The sequence below is a fragment of the Streptomyces sp. NPDC051578 genome (assembly GCF_044454045.1).
Classification (GTDB): Bacteria; Actinomycetota; Actinomycetes; order Streptomycetales; family Streptomycetaceae; genus Streptomyces.
This window is the reverse complement of the sequence record NZ_JBITDH010000013.1, coordinates 1-19,237: the sequence shown is the minus strand read 5'-3', so window position 1 is coordinate 19,237 and position 19,237 is coordinate 1. Positions and strand designations below refer to the sequence as shown.

The following is a 19,237-nucleotide window of genomic DNA, read 5'->3' as shown; positions in this document are numbered from 1 at the left end:
CCCCGAGTACACCCTTTCTTGGTTAAGGAGCCGCGCAGCGATGGCCCGCCGCAGCACGAAGACCCCGCCGCCGGAGGATTTCGAGGAGAAGATCCTCGACATCGACGTCGTCGACGAAATGCAGGGCTCCTTCCTCGAGTACGCGTACTCGGTGATCTACTCCCGTGCCCTGCCGGACGCCCGCGACGGCATGAAGCCCGTGCACCGGCGCATCGTCTACCAGATGAACGAGATGGGCCTGCGCCCCGACCGCGGGTACGTCAAGTGCGCCCGCGTCGTGGGCGAGGTCATGGGCAAGCTGCACCCGCACGGCGACGCGTCGATCTACGACGCCCTCGTACGCATGGCGCAGCCGTTCTCGATGCGGCTGCCGCTCGTCGACGGCCACGGCAACTTCGGTTCGCTCGGCAACGACGACCCGCCGGCCGCGATGCGTTACACCGAGTGCAAGATGGCCGACGCCACGTCACTGATGACGGAGTCGATCGACGAGGACACCGTCGACTTCGCCGCCAACTACGACGGCCAGGAGCGCGAGCCGGTCGCCCTGCCCGCCGCGTACCCGAACCTGCTGGTCAACGGCGCGTCCGGGATCGCGGTCGGCATGGCCACCAACATGCCGCCGCACAACCTCGGCGAGGTCATCGCGGCCGCCCGGCACTTGATCCGCTACCCGCAGGCGGACCTGGAGGCGCTGATGCGCTTCGTGCCGGGTCCCGACCTGCCGACCGGCGGACGGATCGTGGGCCTGTCCGGCATCAAGGACGCCTACGAGAACGGCCGCGGGACGTTCAAGATCCGCGCGACGGTGGCCGTGGAGAACGTGACCGCCCGCCGCAAGGGCCTGGTCGTCACCGAACTGCCCTTCACGGTCGGTCCCGAGAAGGTCATCGCGAAGATCAAGGACCTCGTCGGTTCGAAGAAGCTCCAGGGCATCGCCGACGTCAAGGACCTCACCGACCGCTCGCACGGCCTGCGCCTGGTCATCGAGATCAAGAACGGCTTCCACCCGGAAGCCGTACTGGAACAGCTCTACAAGCTGACGCCGATGGAGGAGTCCTTCGGCATCAACAACGTCGCGCTGGTCGACGGGCAGCCGCTGACGCTGGGCCTCAAGGAGCTGCTGGAGGTCTACCTCGACCACCGCTTCGAGGTCGTCCGGCGGCGCAGCGAGTTCCGCCGGGGCAAGCGGCGCGACCGCCTGCACCTGGTCGAGGGCCTGCTGGTGGCCCTCATCGACATCGACGAGGTCATCCGGATCATCCGGGACAGCGACAACTCGGCCCAGGCCAAGGAACGGCTGATCGAGCGGTTCTCCCTGAGCGAGATCCAGACGCAGTACATCCTGGACACCCCGCTGCGCCGGCTCACCCGCTTCGACCGGATCGAGTTGGAGTCCGAGCGCGACCGGCTGACCGGCGAGATCGACGAGCTGACCGGGATCCTGGAGTCCGACAGCGAGCTGCGCAAGCTGGTCTCCTCCGAACTGGCCGCGGTCGCGAAGAAGTTCTCCACCGAACGGCGTACGGTCCTGCTGGAGTCGGGTGCCGCGCCGGTCGGGGCGGTTCCGCTGGAGGTCGCGGACGACCCCTGCCGGGTGCTGCTGTCCTCGACGGGCCTGCTGGCGCGTACGGTGACCGCCGAACCGCTGCCGCTGGAGGAGGGCGGGCCCCGCGCCAAGCACGACCTGATCGTCTCGCAGGTCACCGCCACGGCCCGGGCCGAGGTCGGCGTGGTCACCTCCTACGGGCGGCTGCTGCGGCTGTCGGTGATCGACCTGCCGCAGCTGCCGGACACCCACACCGCGCCGAACCTGGCGGGGGGCGCCCCGGTCGCCGAGTTCCTGTCGGGCCTGGAGGCGGACGAGCAGGTGATCTGCCTGCTCTCGCTGGACGAGTCCTCGCAGGGCCTGGCGCTGGGCACCGAGCAGGGCGTGGTCAAGCGGGTCGTGCCGGACTACCCGGCGAACAAGGACGAGCTGGAGGTCATCACCCTCAAGGAGGGCGACCGGATCGTCGGAGCGGTCGAGCTGAGCACGGGCGAGGAGGACCTGGTCTTCATCACCGACGACGCCCAGCTGCTGCGCTACCCGGCGGGGCAGGTGCGTCCGCAGGGCCGCCCGGCGGGCGGCATGGCGGGCATCAAGCTCTCCGAGGGCGCCAAGGTGATCCACTTCTCGGCGGTGGACCCGGGCCGCGAAGCCATGGTGTTCACGGTGGCGGGCTCCCACGGGACGCTGGACGACTCGGTGCTGTCCGGGAAGCTGACCCCGTTCGACCAGTACCCGCGCAAGGGCAGGGCCACCGGCGGCGTGCGCTGCCAGCGGTTCCTCAAGGGCGAGGACGTGCTGACGCTCGCCTGGGCGGGCAACGCCCCGGTCCGCGCGGCGACGGCCACCGGCGCCCCGGCCGATCTGCCGGCGGTCGACCCGCGCCGGGACGGCTCGGGCACCGCCCTGCCTTCCGCCGTCGCGGCGTTGGCGGGGGGCGCGCTGTAGCGGAAGCAGTCGGTTCGGGTGGTACGGACGGGGGACGTACCACCCGAATGCCGACTAGTGTTTTCCCGTTGGTGCTTGTGGTGGGGGCGGGGGAATGCTGATGAGCCGTCAGTCGGGTGGGATGATCGGGGACTGGGCGGAGGCTCAGCGCAGGCAGCAACGGACACAGTTGATCCAGCAGCGCGAGGCCGAGCGCCGACGGCGGGCTTGGGACCGGGACGTGAGCCGGGGCCAACGCGAACAGCAGGCCGCCTACCGGCAACGCCGTGAAGCCGAGGCGCGGAGCCGCACAGAGTGCATAGAGGCCGAGGTCGCGGCGCTGCAGAACCTGCTGGCGCAGGGCTGCCGGGCGACTGCCTTCCGTATGGCCTCGCTGGTGCGGAGCGAGGTGCTCGAACCCTTCCGTCCGGGTCCCTTGGCCCACCCGGTGGCGATGCCTCGCATCGAGCAGTTCCAGCAGCAGAGCAGCGGCATGGCGCTGGGCTCCTACCGGCGGGTGCAGGCGGAGCGCGAGGAGCAGGCCCGGTACGTGCGGGCCCGGCAGAAGGCCCAGTCGGCAGAGACCCGGCGTCAGCAGCAACTGGCAGAGAACCGCCAGCAGTACGAGCGGTGGGCGGCCGCGCAGCTCGCCGCGATCCGGGCACACAACCGCGGGCTGGACGAGCTGGCCGCCGCCCTGCGGACCGGGGACGCCGAGGCGGCGGTCGAGTACTTCTCGGCCGCCCTGTACGCGTCCGCGGCATGGCCCGAGAACCTGCCCCGGCAGGTGTCCGCCGCGTACGACCGGGCGGCCCGGCAGCTGGTGCTGGACTGGGAGCTGCCGCGCTTCGAGGTGGTACCGGAGACCAAGGCGGTCCGGTACGTGCCGAGCACGGACCAGGACAAGGAGACCGCCCGCCCCGTCACGCAGCGCCGGGCGCTGTACCGGGACCTGCTGGCGCAGTGCGTGCTGCTGGTGCTGCGCGAGCTGTACGCGGCGGACGAGTTCGGCGCGCTGGACTCGGTGGTCGTCAACGGGTTCGTGGACGACCATGATCCGGTGACGGGGCGGGAGGCGCAGATCGTCCTGGCCACCGTGCGGGCCGAGCGCGAGGCTTTCGCCGGGCTGCGCCTGGAGCAGGTGAGCGCGGTGGACTGCCTGCTCGACGGGCTGGGCGGGCAGCTGTCGGCCCGGCCGGACCAGCCGGCGGCGGTACGGCCCGGGCGCAGGCCCGGCGAGGTCGGTGGCGTCGTCAGCCACGGCGGGCACGCGGGCGGCGGCGAGGAGGAGCCCGACCTGTTCACCATGGACCCGATCGCCTTCGAGAACCTGGTCGCCGAGCTGTTCCGGGCGATGGGCATGGAAGCGGTGACCACGCAGCGGTCGGGTGACGGCGGCGTGGACGTGGAGGCGCTGGACCCGGCGCCGATCCGGGGCGGGCGGATCGTCGTCCAGGTCAAGCGCTACCGCAACACGGTCCCGCCGACGGCGGTGCGGGACCTGTACGGCACGGTCCAGGACAGGGGGGCGAACAAGGGGGTGCTGGTCACCACCGCGTCCTTCGGGCCGGGGTCGTACACCTTTGCCAACGGCAAGCCCCTGGAGTTGGTTCCCGGGACCGAACTGGTGGCGCTGCTCCACCAGCACGGGCTACGGGGCCGCCTGGGCGACGGCGGCCGCCCGGCGGCCGGGGCGGAGCGCGGTGCGGCGTCGACGCCCACCCCCGCTCCGACGCCCACCCCCGCTCCGGCGTCCACGCCCGTGACGGACCCGGCCGCGTACAACGTCCTCGGCATGTCATGGTCCGGCAGCGTCGCGCTGGACGTCTGCGCGCTGGTCTGCGAGGGCAGCCGGGTGCTGAGCGAGGACCACTTCGTCTTCTTCAACAACCTCCGGACCCCCGACGGTTCCGTGCGGTCCGGGACGCACACGGCGCCCGACAAGGCGGCCGTGGAGGTCGACTTCGACGCCCTGCCGGAGCGCGCCGACCGCCTGGTGCTCGTCGCGGCCGTAGACCCGGAGGTCAATCCGGACGCCGACCTCGCCGGTTTCACCGAGGCCCGGATCCGCCTCCTCGACTCCGCCGGCCAGGAACTCGACCAGCTGGAGGTCTCCGACGGGCGGCACGGCGAGACCGCCCTGGTGCTGGGCTCCTTCCGTCGCCGCCCGGGCGGCGACTGGAAGTTCGTGATCGGCGGCAAGGGCTACCGCGGTGGCCTGGGCGACCTGCTCGGCGACTTCGGCATCGAGGTCGCCTGAGCCCTTCCAGCCACTCGGGCCCTGTCGGGGCTAGTAGCTCTGCTCCGGCTCGTCGGCGCAGGTGTCGTCGGGCGCGGCGTCCTCTTCCCGGACGGGCCGGGCGGCGTACCGCAGCACGCCCCACATGCTCTCGGGGCTCAGCCGTCGCGGCTGCGGCTCGCGGCAGGCGTCCAGTTCGCGGAGCAGGCCGGCGCCGTCCATGTCGGAGCCGATCAGGACCAGCTGCGTCAGCCGTGCCGCGCCCCGCGGCCAGGGGGCGGTGGCGAAGCGCAGGAAGCGGCCCACGGCATGGACCTCGTGGCGTTCCTCGTGCCCGGGGACGCCGAAGTAGACGTAGCCCTTGATCCGGTAGAGGCCGGCCGGGCGGCGGTCGAGGAAGTCGATGAACCGGCGCGGGTTCATCGCCTGCTCCGATACGAATTCCACGCTCTCGTACCGGGCGTGGACGTGCCCGGCGTGGCCGTCCTCGTCGTCCGCGGCTTCGCCTGCCAGCAGGTCCTCGAAGGACAGCTGGCCCCGCGGCTCGGTCCAGGGACGGCGGTCGAAGAGCAGTTCGGGGTCGACGCGCCCGTGGTCGACGGTCACCACCGGGGTACCGGGTCCGCACACCGCGGCGAGTTCCGCCACGATGCGGGTCCGCTCGGCGGCGTCGATCCGGTCGGTCTTGTTCAGGACCACGAGGTCGGCGACCGCGAGGTGGCGGTCGGTCTCCGGGTGCCGGGCCCGCGTCGCGTCGAACTCCGCGGCGTCCACGACCTCCACCGTTCCGCCGTAGCGGATCGCCGAGTTCTCGCTGGCCATCAGCATCCGGATCAGTTCCTGCGGTTCGGCCAGGCCGCTGGCCTCGATGACGATGACGTCGATCCGGTGCGCGGGGGCGGAGAGCTTCTCCAGGTACGCGTCGAGTTCGCTTCCGTCGACCGCGCAGCACAGGCAGCCCCCGCCGAGCGAGACCATCGAGTCGCCGAGCTGCCCGGCCACCGCCATCGCGTCGATCTCGATCGTGCCGAAGTCGTTGACGACGACTCCGATGCGCGTGCCGCCGCGGTGGGCGAGGAGATGGTTGAGCAGGGTGGTCTTGCCGGATCCGAGGAATCCGGCGAGGACCACGACGGGGATGGTGGGAGCGCTCCGGTCGGGCTGCCTGGTGGTGGGTGATGTCGGGTGCACCCGGCCGATCGTAGTCAGCCGAGGGCGGGGACCGGCTGGGGCGGGGTGGGGCCGCTGTAGCGGGCGGTGGGACGGATGATCTTCGAGTCGGCGGCCTGTTCGAGGACGTTCGCGCTCCAGCCGACGACGCGGGCCGCGCAGAACGTCGGGGTGAACATCTCGCGCGGCAGCCCGCACAGTTCCATGACGACGCCCGCGTAGAACTCCACGTTGGTGTGCAGCTCACGGTGCGGCTTGAGTTCGGCGAGGATCTCCTCGACGTGCCGTTCGACCTCGACGGCGAAGTCCACCAGCGGCCCGCCGAACTGCCGGGCGATGTCCCTCAGCATCCGCGAACGCGGGTCCTCGGTGCGGTAGACGGGGTGGCCGAAGCCCATGATCCGGTCCCCGGCCAGGACGCGTTCGCGGATCCACGGGTCGATCCGGTCCGCCGTGCCGATCGCGTCGAGGGTATCCAGGGCCCGGCTCGGGGCGCCCCCGTGCAGCGGACCGGAGAGTGCCCCGATCGCCCCGGTCAGGCAGGCGGCGACATCGGCGCCCGTGGAGGCGATGACGCGGGCGGTGAAGGTGGAGGCGTTGAAGCCGTGGTCGATCGTGGAGATCAGGTACTGCTCGACCGCGCGGGCCTTGGCCGGCTCGGGCTCCTGCCCGGTCAGCATGTAGAGGTAGTTGGCGGCGTACGGGAGGTCGTCCCGCGGGTCCACCGGCTCCAGGCCCTGCCCGAGCCGGTGCAGCGCGGTGAGCAGCGTCGGCACGGCGGCGCAGGCGGCGAGCGCGTCGGCCTCCCGGCGGTCGGGGCTCAGGTCGTAGACGGGCCGGAAGCCGGCGGAGGCACCGAGCAGGGAGAGCGCCGTGCGCAGGCCCGCGAGCGGGCCGGACAGGGCGGTGGCCCGGGCGAGGGCGGGCAGGGCGTCGCGGACCTCGACGGGCAGGTGGCGCAGCGGGGCGATCTCGGCGGCGAAGGCGGCGCGCTCGGCGGCGTCCGCGGGCAGGGCGCCCCGGAACATCAGCTGCCACACGTCCTCGAAGCTGCGGCTGGTGGCGAGCTCGACGGCCGAGTACTGGCGGTAGTGGTAGAAGCCTTCGAGGCCTCGGACGTCCCCGAGCTGCGTCTCGGTGACCACGACTCCCGCGAGTCCGCGGGGTACTTCGACGGTGAGGTTCATGGATCGACCATCCATCATGGATTCAATCCTTGTCAATATTGATTGAATCAATCTATGTAGGGTGTCCGTCATGAACGAGCAGGCGGACGGCGAGCGACGGCTCACCACCCAGCAGGCGGCGGAAGCGCTCGGAGTGAAGCCCGCGACCGTGTACGCGTACGTGAGCCGGGGCCAGCTGACCAGCCGCCGGGACCCGGTCGGCCGCGGCAGCAGCTTCGACGCGCGCGAAGTCGAGGCACTGGCCCGGCGCAACCGGCGCGAGGCGGCAGGTCCCCCGGCCGCCCCGGGAGAACTCTCGGTCCGGACCTCCCTCACCCTGATCGAGGACGACCGGTACTACTTCCGCGGCGTGGACGCGGTCGAACTGGCCTCGCGGCACCGCTACGAGGAGGTCGCGGAGTGGCTCTGGACCGGGAAGCCGGCCCCCGGCGCCCGGTTCACCGCACCGCCGGAGCCCCTGGCGGCCGCGCGCCGCTCGGTGGCGGCGCTGCCCGAGCACAGCGGTCCCGTCGACCGGCTCCGGGTGGCGGTCGCCGCCGCGGCCGTGGCGGATCCGCTGCGGTTCGACCTATCCGAGACCGCCGTACTGGGCGCCGCACGCGGCCTGATCCCGACGCTGGTCGGCGCGCTGCCCGAGGTGGGGCCCGCCCAGTGGGGCGGTGACGCCAGACTGGCCCGGCGGCTGTGGTCCCGGCTCACACCCCTGGAGCCCGACCCGGACGCCCTGGCGGTGCTGGACCTCGCGCTGGCCCTCCTGGCCGACCACGACCTGGCCGCCTCCACCCTGGCCGTCCGCGTGGCGGCGTCCGCGCGGGCCCACCCGTACGCGGCGGTCTCGGCCGGACTCGGGGCCCTCGAAGGGCCCCTGCACGGAGCCGCCGGGCGGCTGGCCCACATGATGCTGGTGGAGGTCCTGGAGCGGGGCGCGGCGGCGCCGGTGGTGGCGGAGTACCTGCGGGCGGGACGCCGGGTACCGGGACTCGGCCACCGGCTCTACCGGGGGCAGGACCCGCGCGCCGGGGCGCTGTTCGCGCGGCTGGAGCAACTGCCTCAGGCCTCCCCCGCACTCCGGGCGGCGCAGGACGTTGCCGAGGTGATGGCCCGCCACGGCGGCGGCCTCTACCCCAACGTCGACCTGGCGGTGGCGGTGCTGACGGTGTCGTACGCCATGCCGGCCGAGGCGGGCGAGACGGTGTTCGCGGTGTCCCGGACGGCGGGCTGGATCGCCCACGCCCTGGAGGAGTACCAGGAGCGCCCGCTCCGCATGCGCCCGAGTGGCCACTACACCGGCCCGCGGCCACCCCGCCCCCTTCCGTGACGGGTGGGCCGGGCCCCACGGCCGGCGGACTGCGACGTCCCTCACTCCGGCCGCCCTACCGGAGCCGATGAGCAGCCCGCACCACCGGTGGACCGGCCGGCCGTGCACCCCGCCGAGGACCTCCGGTTCCCGCCCCGGCCCGGCGCCGCGACCGCCGACGTCCCCGCGGGCAGCGGCGTCCGGAGCGGCTCCGGCCCGCCCCCGGCGGACCGACCGCAGCGCGGACCGGGATTCCGCTTGTGCCGAAGCCGACCTACGGTGCTACCCATGCGGTTCCTCCTCACCGGCGCTCGGCGCCTCGGGCTGCCCAGACGGGCCGTCTCGCAGATCCTGCTGACGCAGCTCGCCATCGCCGCCGGGGTGGCGGTGCTGGCCACCGGGCTGTTCCTGGCGCCGCTCGGCTCGCAGCTCGACGACCAGGCCATGCGCCGGGCCCTCGCGATCGCCCAGAGCGCGGCGGCCGACCCGGCGCTGGCCACCGGCCTGCTGGACTCCGCCCCCGTCCCGGACAGCCCGGTGCAGGCGGCTGCCGAGCGCATCCGCCGGGCGACGGGCGCCGAGTACGTGGTCGTCGTGGACCTGAACGGGATCCGCCGCTCCCACCCCAGCCCCGACCGCATCGGGAAGCCGGTCTCCACCGACCCGGGCGACGCCCTCGCCGGCCGCGAGGTGATGGAGATCGACGAAGGCACCCTGGGCCGCTCGGCCCGCGGCAAGGTGCCGTTGGTCGCCGCCGACGGGGAGATCGTCGGCGCCGTTTCGGTCGGCATCGCCTACGACAGCGTCCGGGAGCGGCTGATCGGTGCCATCCCGGGCCTGCTCGCCTACGCCGGCGGCGCCCTCGCGGCCGGGGCACTCGCCGCCTACCTGCTCTCCCGCAAGATCCAGCGGCAGACCCGCGACCTGGCCTTCTCGGACATCTCCGCCCTGCTCGCCGAGCGGGAGGCCATGCTGCACTCCATCCGCGAAGGCGTGATCGCGCTCGACCGCGACGGCCGCGTCCGCCTGGTCAACGACGAAGCCGCCCGGCTGCTGGGCCTCGCGCCGCACTCCGCCGACGCGCTCTCCGGGCGCGCGCTGGACGACGTACTCGGCGCGGGCCGCACCGCCGACGTCCTCTCGGGCCGGGTCACCGGCCGCGACCTGCTGACCGTCCAGGGCTCCCGGGTGCTGGTGGCCAACCGGATGCCGACCGAGGACGGCGGCGCCGTCGCCACCCTGCGCGACCGCACCGAGCTGGAGCACCTGGCCCGGGAGCTGGACTCCACCCGAGGCCTGATCGAAGCCCTGCGCGCGCAAGACCACGAGCACGCCAACCGGCTCCACACCCTCCTCGGCCTGCTGGAGCTCGGCCTCCACGACGAGGCGGCGGAGTTCGTGACCGAGGTCGCCGGAGTGCACCGCAGCACCGCCGAACAGGTCACCGAGAAGGTCCGCGACCCGCTGCTGGCCGCCCTCCTCGTGGGCAAGGGCGCGGTCGCCGCCGAGCGGGGCGTCTCCCTGCGCCTCGCCGACCGCACCTTGCTCCCGGACGGCCTCATCGATCCGGGCGGCCTCGTGACCATCACGGGCAACCTCGTCGACAACGCCCTGGACGCGGCCTCGGCCTCGGCGGCGCCCTGGGTCGAGGTGGAGCTCCGCGCCGAAGGGCGCTCGGCGCTGCTCCACGTCCGGGACAGCGGCCCCGGCGTCCCCGCCGGCCACCGCGAGGAGATCTTCACCGAGGGCTGGTCGACCAAGCAACCCTCTGCGCACCGCGAACGCGGACTGGGGCTCGCTCTGGTGCGCCGCCTGGCCGAGCGGCAGGGCGGCACGGTCCGGGCCGGCGGGACAGCGGACGGAGGGGCGGAGTTCTCCGTCGTACTCCCGGAGGCCCTGCGATGAACGAGACCCCGATGCACGTATTGGTCGTCGACGACGACATGCGTGTTGCCCGGATCAACGCGGCGTACGTGGCGAAGGTTCCCGGTTTCCGGGTTTCCGCCGAAGTCCACTGCGCGGCCGAGGCGATGGAGTTCCTGGAGTCCCATCCGGTCGACCTGATCCTCCTGGACCACTACCTCCCCGACGAGAACGGCCTGGACCTGGTGCGTCGCCTGCGCCAGAACGGCCACCGCACCGACGTCATCATGGTCACCGCCGCCCGGGACCTGTCCACCGTCCAGGCCGCCATGCGCCTCGGCGCCCTCCAGTACCTCGTCAAGCCGTTCACCTTCACCGGGCTCCGCACCCGGCTGGAGGCGTACCGGGCCCTGCGGCACGCCCTGGAGGCCGGCGGCGAGGCCGAACAGGCCGAGGTGGACCGCCTGTTCGGCGCGCTGGCGGCGGCCGAAAGCCCCAACGACCTGCCCAAGGGCCACTCGCCGACCACCGCCGAACTGGTCCGCCAGGTCCTGCGCACCGCGGCCGGGCCGCTGTCGACCCAGCAGATCGCCGACCGGGCGGGCATCAGCCGCCAGACCGCCCAGCGCTACCTCAAGCTGCTGGACCGCTCCGGCCGGGTCACGCTCGCCCTGCGCTACGGCGAGACCGGCCGCCCGGAACACCGCTACAGCTGGCGGCCCCAGGACCGCGGCCCGGCGTAGGGCCCGTCCGGGCGCCGGAGAAGACCGCCCGGGCAGGGACCGGCGCCGTCACACCGCGCCCGCCCCGGTCAGCGACCGGACCTCCGTCTCCGCGTGCTTCGCCGCGTCCGGTGCCTCCGCCGAGGTGAGCGTGCCCAGCCAGCCCGCGAGGAACCCGAGCGGGATCGACACGATCCCGGGGTTCTGGAGCGGGAAGTACTGGAAGTCCGCTCCCGGGAACAGGGACTCCGGACTGCCGGAGACCACCGGGGACAGCACGACCAGCACCACCGCCGGCACCAGCCCCCCGTACACGGCCCAGACCGCACCCCGCGTGGTGAACTCCCGCCAGAACAGCGAGTACAGCAGCACGGGCAGGTTGGCGGACGCGGCCACCGCGAAGGCCAGCCCGACCAGGAACGCCACGTTCAGGTCCTGGGCCAGCAACCCCAGTGCGATCGCCATCGCCCCGATCCCGACAGCCGCGGCCTTGGCCACCGCCACCTCGCTGCGCTGCCGGCCGTGGCGGTGCTTGAGCGACGCGTACAAGTCGTGCGCGACAGAGGCCGAGGACGCGAGGGTGATCCCGGCGACCACCGCGAGGATGGTCGCGAAGGCGATGGCAGCGACGAAGGCGAACAGCACCGCGCCGCCGGTGGAATCGAGGCCCCCGCCCAGGTAGCCCGCGAGCAGCGGAACCGCCGTGTTCCCGGAGGCGTTGGACGCCCGTACCCGGCCGGGCCCGAGCAGCGCGGCCGCTCCGAACCCGAGCACGATGGTCATCAGGTAGAACCCGCCGATCAGCGCGATGGCCCAGACGACGGACCGCCGCGCCGCGCGCGCCGTGGGCACGGTGTAGAAGCGGGACAGGATGTGCGGAAGGCCGGCCGTGCCCAGGACGAGGGCGAGGCCCAGACTGATGAAGTCGAAGCGAGCGGTCCAGTCCGCCCCGTACTTGAGGCCGGGGCCGAGGAACCGGGCGCCGTGGCCGCTGCGCTCGGCGGCGCTGGTCAGAAGCTGGTTGACGTCACCGTGGAAGCGCAGCAGCACCAGTACGGTCAGGGTGATCGCGCCGCCCATCAGCAGCACGGCCTTGACGATCTGGATCCAGGTGGTGGCCCGCATGCCGCCGAACGACACGTAGACCACCATGAGCGCGCCGACACCGATCACGGTCAGGGTCTTGGCGGCGGTGCCCGAACCGCCGATCAGTAGCCCTACCAGACTGCCGGCGCCGACCATCTGCGCGACGAGGTACAGCACGGACACCACCACCGAGGAGGTGCCGGCGGCGATCCGGACCGGCCTTTGGCTCATCCGGGCCGCGACCACGTCGGCGAGGGTGAACCGCCCGCAGTTGCGGACCAGTTCGGCGACCAGGAAGAGGACCACCAGCCACGCGACGAGGAATCCCACCGAGTACAGCATGCCGTCGTAGCCGAACAGGGCGATGAGGCCGGAGATGCCGAGGAAGGAGGCGGCCGACATGTAGTCGCCGGCGATGGCGAACCCGTTCTCCAGCGGGGAGAACAGGCGCCCGCCGGCGTAGAACTCCTCCGCCGAGCCGTGCCGGTTGCGGCTCACCCAGGTGGTGATGCCCAGGGTGATCGCGATGAAGACGCTGAACAGGACCAGCGCGAGGGCCTGGTGTTCGGTGCTCAACGGCCCTCCTCCCGGGCGAGGTCGTGCTGCCGGCCCCGTTCCTGTTCGAAGACCGTCCAGCGCAGGTCGAGCGCGGCCCGGTCGCGGCGCAGCCGCGCGTGCCGGGCGTAGGCCCAAGTCAGGAGGAAGGTGGTGAGGAACTGGCCGAGGCCCGCGAGCAGTGCCACGTTGACCGCGCCCACGACGGGCCGGGCCATCAGGCCGGGCGCCGCGGTGGCGGCGACCACGTAGGCGACGTACCAGAGGAAGAAGCCGGCGGTCGCGGGGATGACGAACCCCCGGTAGCGGCTTCGCACTTCCCGGAAGGCCTCGCTGCGCTGCACTTCGAGGTAGATGTCGCGGGCGCCGGGTGCGGACCGGTCGTCGGCCGCCCGGCTCGCGGGATCCGTCGCGGCGCCCTCGTCCCAGCCGACTGCCGGCGCGTCGTACCAGGGGTCGTCCAGCCGGATCGTTCCGGCATCACGACCTTCGTGCTTGTCCACCGAACTCTCCTTGTCCGCGACCGCATTGGCCGCGCGCCACAAGGATGGGGCAATGGGGGCTTTCCGGACGGCCTTACCGGCGCTCTTCACTCGTTCAGGTGATGGGCGAAGAGCGCCGGGGCCCCGGGATCGGCCCGGGAACGGCTCAGGCGTCGATGCGCGAGCGGTCCAGGGTCGCGGCGGAGCCGGTGATGAACTCCTTGCGCGGGGCGACCTCGTTGCCCATGAGGAGGTCGAAGACCGACTCGGCGGAGTCCAGGTCGCCGATGTTGATCCGGCGCAGCGTCCTGTGGCGCGGGTCCATGGTGGTCTCCGCGAGCTGGTCGGCGTCCATCTCGCCGAGGCCCTTGTAGCGCTGGATGGCGTCCTTGTAGCGGATGTTCTTGCGCTGATACTCCAGCAGCGTCTGGCGCAGCTCGTTGTCCGAGTACGTGTAGACGTACTTGTCCTGGCCCTTCTTGGGCTGGACGAGTTCGATCCGGTGCAGCGGCGGCACGGCCGCGAAGACCCGCCCCGCCTCGACCATCGGCCGCATGTACCGCTGGAAGAGCGTGAGCAGCAGGCACCTGATGTGCGCGCCGTCCACATCGGCGTCGACGAGCAGGACGATCTTGCCGTAGCGGGCGGCGTCGATGTCGAAGGTCCGGCCCGAGCCGGCTCCTATGACCTGGATGATCGCGCCGCACTCGGCGTTCTTGAGCATGTCCGAGACCGAGGACTTCTGGACGTTGAGGATCTTGCCGCGGATCGGCAGGAGCGCCTGGAACTCGGAGTTGCGGGCGAGCTTGGCCGTGCCGAGGGCCGAATCGCCCTCGACGATGAACAGCTCACTGCGGTCGACGTCGTCACTGCGGCAGTCGGCCAGCTTGGCGGGCAGCGAGGAGGACTCCAGCGCGGTCTTGCGGCGCTGGGCCTCCTTGTGCTGGCGGGCCGCGATACGGGTCCGGGCGGCCGCGACGATCTTCTCCATGACGGCGCGGGCCTGCTGCTTGTCGTCGCGCTTGGTGGAGGTCAGGAACGCCTTGAGTTCCCTGGCGACCACGGCGGCGACGATGCGGGTGGCCGCGGAGGTCCCGAGGACCTCCTTGGTCTGGCCTTCGAACTGCGGCTCGGCGAGGCGGACGGTGACGACCGCCGTCATGCCCTCCATCGCGTCGTCCTTGACCACGTCGTCCTCGGCGACGCGCAGCAGCTTCGCCGAGCGCAGCACCTCGTTGACGGTCTTGGCGACCGAACGCTCGAATCCGGAGACGTGGGTGCCGCCCTTGGGCGTGGCGATGATGTTCACGAAGGACTTGACGTTGGTCTCGTACCCCGTGCCCCAGCGCAGGGCGATGTCGACGCCGAGCTCGCGGGTGACCTCGGTGGGGGTCATGTGACCGCGCTCGTCCAGGACGGGGACGGTCTCCTTGAACGTCCCGGTGCCGGTCAGCCGCAGCACGTCGCAGACGGCCTTGTCCTGGGCGAGGTACTCGCAGAACTCGCTGATGCCGCCGTCGAAGCGGAAGACCTCCTCGGTCTTACCGGCGCCGTCGATGGCCCGCTCGTCGCGGACGACGAGCGTCAGGCCGGGAACGAGGAAGGCCGTCTGGCGGGCGCGCTGGTAGAGCGTCTCCAGGTTGAGCCGGGCGTCCTTGAGGAAGATCTGGCGGTCGGCCCAGTAGCGGACCCGGGTGCCCGTCTTGCCCTTGGCGATCCGCTTGGTCTTGCGCAGGCCGTTGGCGGGGTCGAAGGGGCTGTCGGGGCCCTGTTCGGTGAACATCCCGGGCACACCGCGGCGGAAGCTGATGGCGTGCGTCGAGCTGCCGCGGTCGACCTCGACGTCGAGCCGGGCGGAGAGCGCGTTGACGACCGAGGCGCCGACCCCGTGCAGGCCGCCGGAGGCCGCGTAGGAGCCGCCGCCGAACTTGCCGCCGGCGTGCAGCTTGGTCATGACGACCTCGACGCCCGAGAGGCCGGTCTTGGGCTCGACGTCGACGGGGATGCCGCGGCCGTTGTCGCGGACCTCGACGGAGGAGTCCTCGTGGAGGATCACCTCGATGTGGTCGCAGTAGCCGCCCAGGGCCTCGTCGACGGAATTGTCGATGATCTCCCACAGGCAGTGCATCAGGCCTCGGCTGTCGGTCGAGCCGATATACATGCCGGGGCGCTTGCGGACGGCCTCAAGACCTTCGAGGACGAGCAGGTGCCGCGCGGTGTAGTTGGAACCGTCCCGGTCTGCTCCGGACAGCAGCGCGCTGGAAGGCACGGACGTGTCGGCGGTCACGCAGTTCGCTCCTCGCTGAATTTCTTTTCTGGCCCGGTTGGGCGCAGGGGTGGCTCGGTCGCCCGTCAGAGGGTACCGAGGCCTGGTAGAGCCGATGCAACGCCACCCTCGTCGCTTCCCCAGCCTAGTGCAGATCCGCACGGATGTTCGATCCCCCGAGGGGGTGACGCAAACATCACGTTCCCTTCGACGCATGAACCATTTAGGGTTCGGGCACGTCCTCATGAACAACCGGCGCTCATGCCGGCGAGGACGGAACTGCAACAAGCGAACGACTGACAACGCGAAACCGTAAAGCAACGCAATACGGCTCCTTCGCCGCCAACCGGCAACAGCCGGCCAGCTTCGGAAGGAAGTTTCGAAAGAAAGCCGCGAGCGGGAACGTTTTCGGCCTGGTTGGATGTTGACCCTGGTACGACAGCTCGTCGAGCTAGAGAAGAGGCGACGTGACTACTGTTCTGACACCCGCGACCCCGCTGACGGCCGCTGACCGATGCGACCGTTGCGGCGCCCAGGCATATCTGCGCGTCGTCCTGCTGAGCGGTGGTGAACTGCTCTTCTGCGCCCACCACGGGCGTAAGTTCGAGCCGGAACTCAAGAAGATCGCCGCGGAAATACAGGATGAGACCGAGCGGCTTACGTCCGCTCCGGCTGCCAATGCCGCCGACACCGAGGACCGCTGACACAGGCCTACCCTCGCATCCGACGAGCCAGGACCGGCCAGGCCGGTCGACGGGCGGCTCCCCCTGAGACCCAGGGGGAGCCGCCCGTCCTCATTTCCGCCGGTGCGCCGAGGGGCCGGCGGGCAGCCCCTAGAGCCCTTCGAGGGGGGCTGGGCGGCGCGCTGAGCCCCTCGGGGCGCCCGCCACGGGCTGCTGCCGATCGACGCGCTGCACGGCCCTCTCGGAGCCGCTCACGAAGCCGGCCATCGCGGAGATCCGGGTGTACACCCCCGGACTGTCGGCGCGCCCGCAGCCCCGCCCCCAGGACACCAGGCCGATGAGCCGCCCCTGGGCGACGAGCGGGCCGCCGCTGTCGCCCTGACACGCGTCCTTGCCGCCCTCCTGCTCTCCCGCGCACACCATGGACTCCGGCAGGTACTGCCCGTCCGAGTCGCCCGGGTACGCCTTGGCGCAGACCTCGTCCGACAGCACCGTGACGTGCGCGGCGCGCAGCCCGTAGGCGTAGTCGCCGAACCCGCTCGTGTCCCCCCAGCCGTACACGGCCGCCTGCGTGCCGGGCTCGTACGCCGGATGCCCGGCCGCGGCCATGGGGAGCACGTACTGGGCCGGGACCGCCTCGGCGAGTTCCAGCACCGCGATGTCCCCCGCGTTGCTCTTGGGGTCGTACTCCGGGTTCACCCGGGCCGACCGCACGGCGATCTCGCGCCCGTCGGACGCCCGCAGCTCCGTACGCCCCGTGATCACCCGCAGGTCGGGCACCGCCTCGACGGGACCGCCCAGCACCTGCCGCCCGAGGCAGTGCGCGGCGGTCACCACCTTGGCCGGGGCGACGAGGACGCCGCCGCAGAACTGGCCGCCCCGCGTACCTCCGAACCGGTCACGGCTGGCCAGGGCCACGACCCACGGGCTGTCCGCCACCTTCACCGGCTGGCCGCCGATCACCACCCCGTCCGCCGCCGCCCGGGGCAGCTGGGCCGGATGCGCCGCGGCCGCTCCCGCCACCAGCGTCAGCACGCCCGCCAGGGCACGGGCAAAGAAACGACGCATGAGGCCTCCTGACTCCGGGTGTGCATGACTCCACCCAGAGTGGGATGCCCGGTGGCCGTGCGCACCCGCGCGGCCACCAGCGCCGCCCTGCGCCGTACGCGGGCGGGCCGGTCAGTCGAGGTAGTCGCGCAGGACCTGGGAACGGGACGGGTGGCGCAGCTTCGACATGGTCTTGGACTCGATCTGGCGGATCCGCTCGCGGGTGACCCCGTAGACCTTGCCGATCTCGTCCAGCGTCTTGGGCTGCCCGTCGGTCAGGCCGAAGCGCATCGACACCACGCCCGCCTCGCGCTCGCTGAGCGTGTCGAGCACCGAGTGCAGCTGCTCCTGCAGGAGCGTGAAGCTGACGGCGTCGGCCGGGACCACGGCCTCGGAGTCCTCGATGAGGTCACCGAACTCGCTGTCGCCGTCCTCGCCCAGCGGGGTGTGCAGGGAGATCGGCTCGCGGCCGTACTTCTGGACCTCGATGACCTTCTCGGGGGTCATGTCGAGTTCCTTGGCCAGCTCCTCCGGGGTGGGCTCGCGGCCCAGGTCCTGGAGCATCTGGCGCTGCACGCGGGCCAGCTTGTTGATCACTTCGACCATGTGCACGGGGATGCGGATGGTGCGGGCCTGGTCGGCCATGGCGCGGGTGATCGCCTGCCGGATCCACCAGGTCGCGTAGGTGGAGAACTTGTAGCCCTTGGTGTAGTCGAACTTCTCGACGGCACGGATCAGGCCCAGGTTCCCCTCCTGGATCAGGTCCAGGAAGAGCATGCCGCGGCCGGTGTAGCGCTTGGCGAGCGAGACCACGAGGCGGAGGTTGGCCTCCAGCAGGTGGTTCTTGGCCCGGCGGCCGTCCTCCGCGATGATCTCCAGCTCGCGCTTGAGCTTGGGCGCCAGCTTGTCCGAGTTCGCCAGCTTGTCCTCGGCGAAGAGGCCCGCCTCGATCCGCTTGGCGAGCTCGACCTCCTGCTCGGCGTTGAGGAGGGGAACCTTGCCGATCTGCTTGAGGTAGTCCTTGACGGGGTCGGCGGTGGCGCCGGCCACGGCGACCTGCTGCGCCGGGGCGTCGTCCTCGTCGTCCGAGATGACGAAGCCCTTGTTCTCGCCGCCGTCGTCCTCCTCCTCGGACTCGGCCTTGACGGCGGGCCCCTCCTCCGGGGTCTCCTCGTCGGCTTCGTCCGCGTCCTTCTTCGCCGCGGTCTTCTTCGCCGCCGCCTTCTTGGCCGTGGCCTTCTTCGCAGGCGCGGTCTTCTTGGCCGCCGCCTTCTTCGCCGCGGTCTTCTTCGCGGCGGGTTCGGCTGCGGGTTCTTCCACCAGGGCGTCGGCGGCGTCCGGCACCGCCGTCGCGGGGTCCGCCGTCGCGGGGTCCGCCGTCGCGGGCTCCGATGCCGCGGGCTCGGCGGCCCGCGCGGCCTCCGTCTTCGCCGCCACGGTCTTGGTCGCCGTCCGCTTGGCCGGGCTCTTCGCTGCGACGCTCTTGCGGGGGGTGCGCTTGGGCGACTCCGCGGCACTGACCATCAGCGTCACACCCTCTTCCTCGAGGATCTGGTTGAGGCTGCGCAGAACATTCTTCCACTGGGTCGCAGGAATCTGGTCAGCCTCGAAGGCCCGACGCACGTCATCGCCGGCGATCTGCCCCTCGGCCTTGCCCCGCTCGATGAGCGCCATCACAGACTCGGAATCGGCGATCTCCGGCGGGAGCGTACGGGATGTGCTGGCCGACACGAACAACCTCTCGGAACGATGGGAACGGCTTCCGACCCCGGCCTGGTGGTGCTGGACCGTGGCCGACGACCACCGACTGGGAATGGGCCGGGGGCGCGGGCAGGGGCCGGGGAGCTGCACAGCACCCGCAAGGGGCTGTCTTCCCTCCGTCGGCCATCACCTCTTGAGTCATCGCGTGACGTCGCGGAGCGTTACGCCCAATCTTCGTGGCCCGAGTCACACCACTTTTCCGTCAATGCCGGTCATACGGTCATACGCGCACTTCGCGAGGCTGTCCGTCAGGCTGCGCCGAGTGCCCCCACACCGGTGGGGGGGGGGGGGGCGGGGGCCCCCCCCCCCGGGGGGGGCCCCCCCCGGGGGCCCCCCCCCGGGGCCCCCCGCCCCCCCCCCCGGGGGGGGCGCCCCCCCGGCCTCCGGCGGAGACCGCGCCCGG

General features: G+C 71.9%; 13 protein-coding genes. 6 read left to right on the top strand and 7 right to left on the bottom strand.

The window, feature by feature from the left end:
- The first annotated feature begins 40 nt into the window (after nucleotides 1-40).
- The gene (locus ACIA6C_RS31010; RefSeq protein ID WP_366078704.1) at nucleotides 41-2,497 is read left to right on the top strand and encodes a DNA topoisomerase IV subunit A; all 2,457 of its coding nucleotides are present in this window, start codon (nucleotides 41-43) and stop codon (nucleotides 2,495-2,497) included.
- A gap of 100 nt (nucleotides 2,498-2,597) precedes the next feature.
- Nucleotides 2,598-4,736 (top strand): restriction endonuclease, encoded by a 2,139-nt coding sequence (locus tag ACIA6C_RS31005; protein WP_399280882.1) that lies wholly within the window; start codon nucleotides 2,598-2,600, stop codon nucleotides 4,734-4,736.
- A 30-nt stretch (nucleotides 4,737-4,766) separates the two neighbouring features.
- Here the strand turns inward: ACIA6C_RS31005 and ACIA6C_RS31000 are convergent, their stop codons facing one another.
- Both ACIA6C_RS31000 and ACIA6C_RS30995 read right to left on the bottom strand, forming a co-directional pair.
- Nucleotides 4,767-5,906, bottom strand: coding sequence for a CobW family GTP-binding protein (locus ACIA6C_RS31000; protein ID WP_399280880.1), 1,140 nt, complete (start codon nucleotides 5,904-5,906; stop codon nucleotides 4,767-4,769).
- 14 nt (nucleotides 5,907-5,920) lie between these two features.
- Nucleotides 5,921-7,087, bottom strand: coding sequence for a citrate synthase/methylcitrate synthase (locus ACIA6C_RS30995; protein WP_399281003.1), 1,167 nt, complete (start codon nucleotides 7,085-7,087; stop codon nucleotides 5,921-5,923).
- Between the two features lie 55 nt (nucleotides 7,088-7,142).
- On the opposite strand from ACIA6C_RS30995, the gene ACIA6C_RS30990 reads away from it, so the two are divergent.
- The 3 genes from ACIA6C_RS30990 to ACIA6C_RS30980 all read left to right on the top strand — a co-directional run bounded on the left by ACIA6C_RS30990 (nucleotide 7,143) and on the right by ACIA6C_RS30980 (nucleotide 10,975).
- The gene (locus tag ACIA6C_RS30990) at nucleotides 7,143-8,390 is read left to right on the top strand and encodes a citrate synthase (RefSeq protein ID WP_399280878.1); all 1,248 of its coding nucleotides are present in this window, start codon (nucleotides 7,143-7,145) and stop codon (nucleotides 8,388-8,390) included.
- Between the two features lie 267 nt (nucleotides 8,391-8,657).
- Nucleotides 8,658-10,274, top strand: coding sequence for an ATP-binding protein (locus tag ACIA6C_RS30985; protein WP_399280876.1), 1,617 nt, complete (start codon nucleotides 8,658-8,660; stop codon nucleotides 10,272-10,274).
- Entirely contained in the window at nucleotides 10,271-10,975 is a 705-nt protein-coding gene (locus ACIA6C_RS30980; protein WP_399280874.1) for a response regulator, read from the top strand. Before ACIA6C_RS30985 ends, ACIA6C_RS30980 begins: the two co-directional genes overlap by 4 nt.
- Nucleotides 10,976-11,023: 48 nt before the next feature.
- Here the strand turns inward: ACIA6C_RS30980 and ACIA6C_RS30975 are convergent, their stop codons facing one another.
- The 3 genes from ACIA6C_RS30975 to ACIA6C_RS30965 form a co-directional block, all read right to left on the bottom strand.
- The gene (locus ACIA6C_RS30975) at nucleotides 11,024-12,616 is read right to left on the bottom strand and encodes a cation acetate symporter (RefSeq protein WP_399280872.1); all 1,593 of its coding nucleotides are present in this window, start codon (nucleotides 12,614-12,616) and stop codon (nucleotides 11,024-11,026) included.
- Complete coding sequence (locus ACIA6C_RS30970) at nucleotides 12,613-13,098, bottom strand: DUF485 domain-containing protein (RefSeq protein ID WP_399280870.1); 486 nt, start codon at nucleotides 13,096-13,098, stop codon at nucleotides 12,613-12,615. The genes ACIA6C_RS30975 and ACIA6C_RS30970 overlap by 4 nt, the downstream gene beginning before the upstream one ends.
- Before the next feature lie 145 nt (nucleotides 13,099-13,243).
- Nucleotides 13,244-15,364 carry a DNA topoisomerase IV subunit B gene (locus ACIA6C_RS30965; protein ID WP_361131347.1) on the bottom strand — a complete coding sequence of 707 codons (2,121 nt, stop codon included), beginning with the start codon at nucleotides 15,362-15,364 and terminating at the stop codon, nucleotides 13,244-13,246.
- A gap of 446 nt (nucleotides 15,365-15,810) precedes the next feature.
- On the opposite strand from ACIA6C_RS30965, the gene ACIA6C_RS30960 reads away from it, so the two are divergent.
- Nucleotides 15,811-16,047, top strand: coding sequence for a hypothetical protein (locus tag ACIA6C_RS30960; RefSeq protein ID WP_030239625.1), 237 nt, complete (start codon nucleotides 15,811-15,813; stop codon nucleotides 16,045-16,047).
- A gap of 129 nt (nucleotides 16,048-16,176) precedes the next feature.
- On the opposite strand, the gene ACIA6C_RS30955 is transcribed toward ACIA6C_RS30960, so the two are convergent.
- Nucleotides 16,177-17,094, bottom strand: coding sequence for a S1 family peptidase (locus ACIA6C_RS30955; RefSeq protein ID WP_399280868.1), 918 nt, complete (start codon nucleotides 17,092-17,094; stop codon nucleotides 16,177-16,179).
- Between the two features lie 111 nt (nucleotides 17,095-17,205).
- Complete coding sequence (locus tag ACIA6C_RS30950) at nucleotides 17,206-18,804, bottom strand: RNA polymerase sigma factor (RefSeq protein WP_399280866.1); 1,599 nt, start codon at nucleotides 18,802-18,804, stop codon at nucleotides 17,206-17,208.
- Between the last annotated feature and the right edge of the window lie 433 nt (nucleotides 18,805-19,237).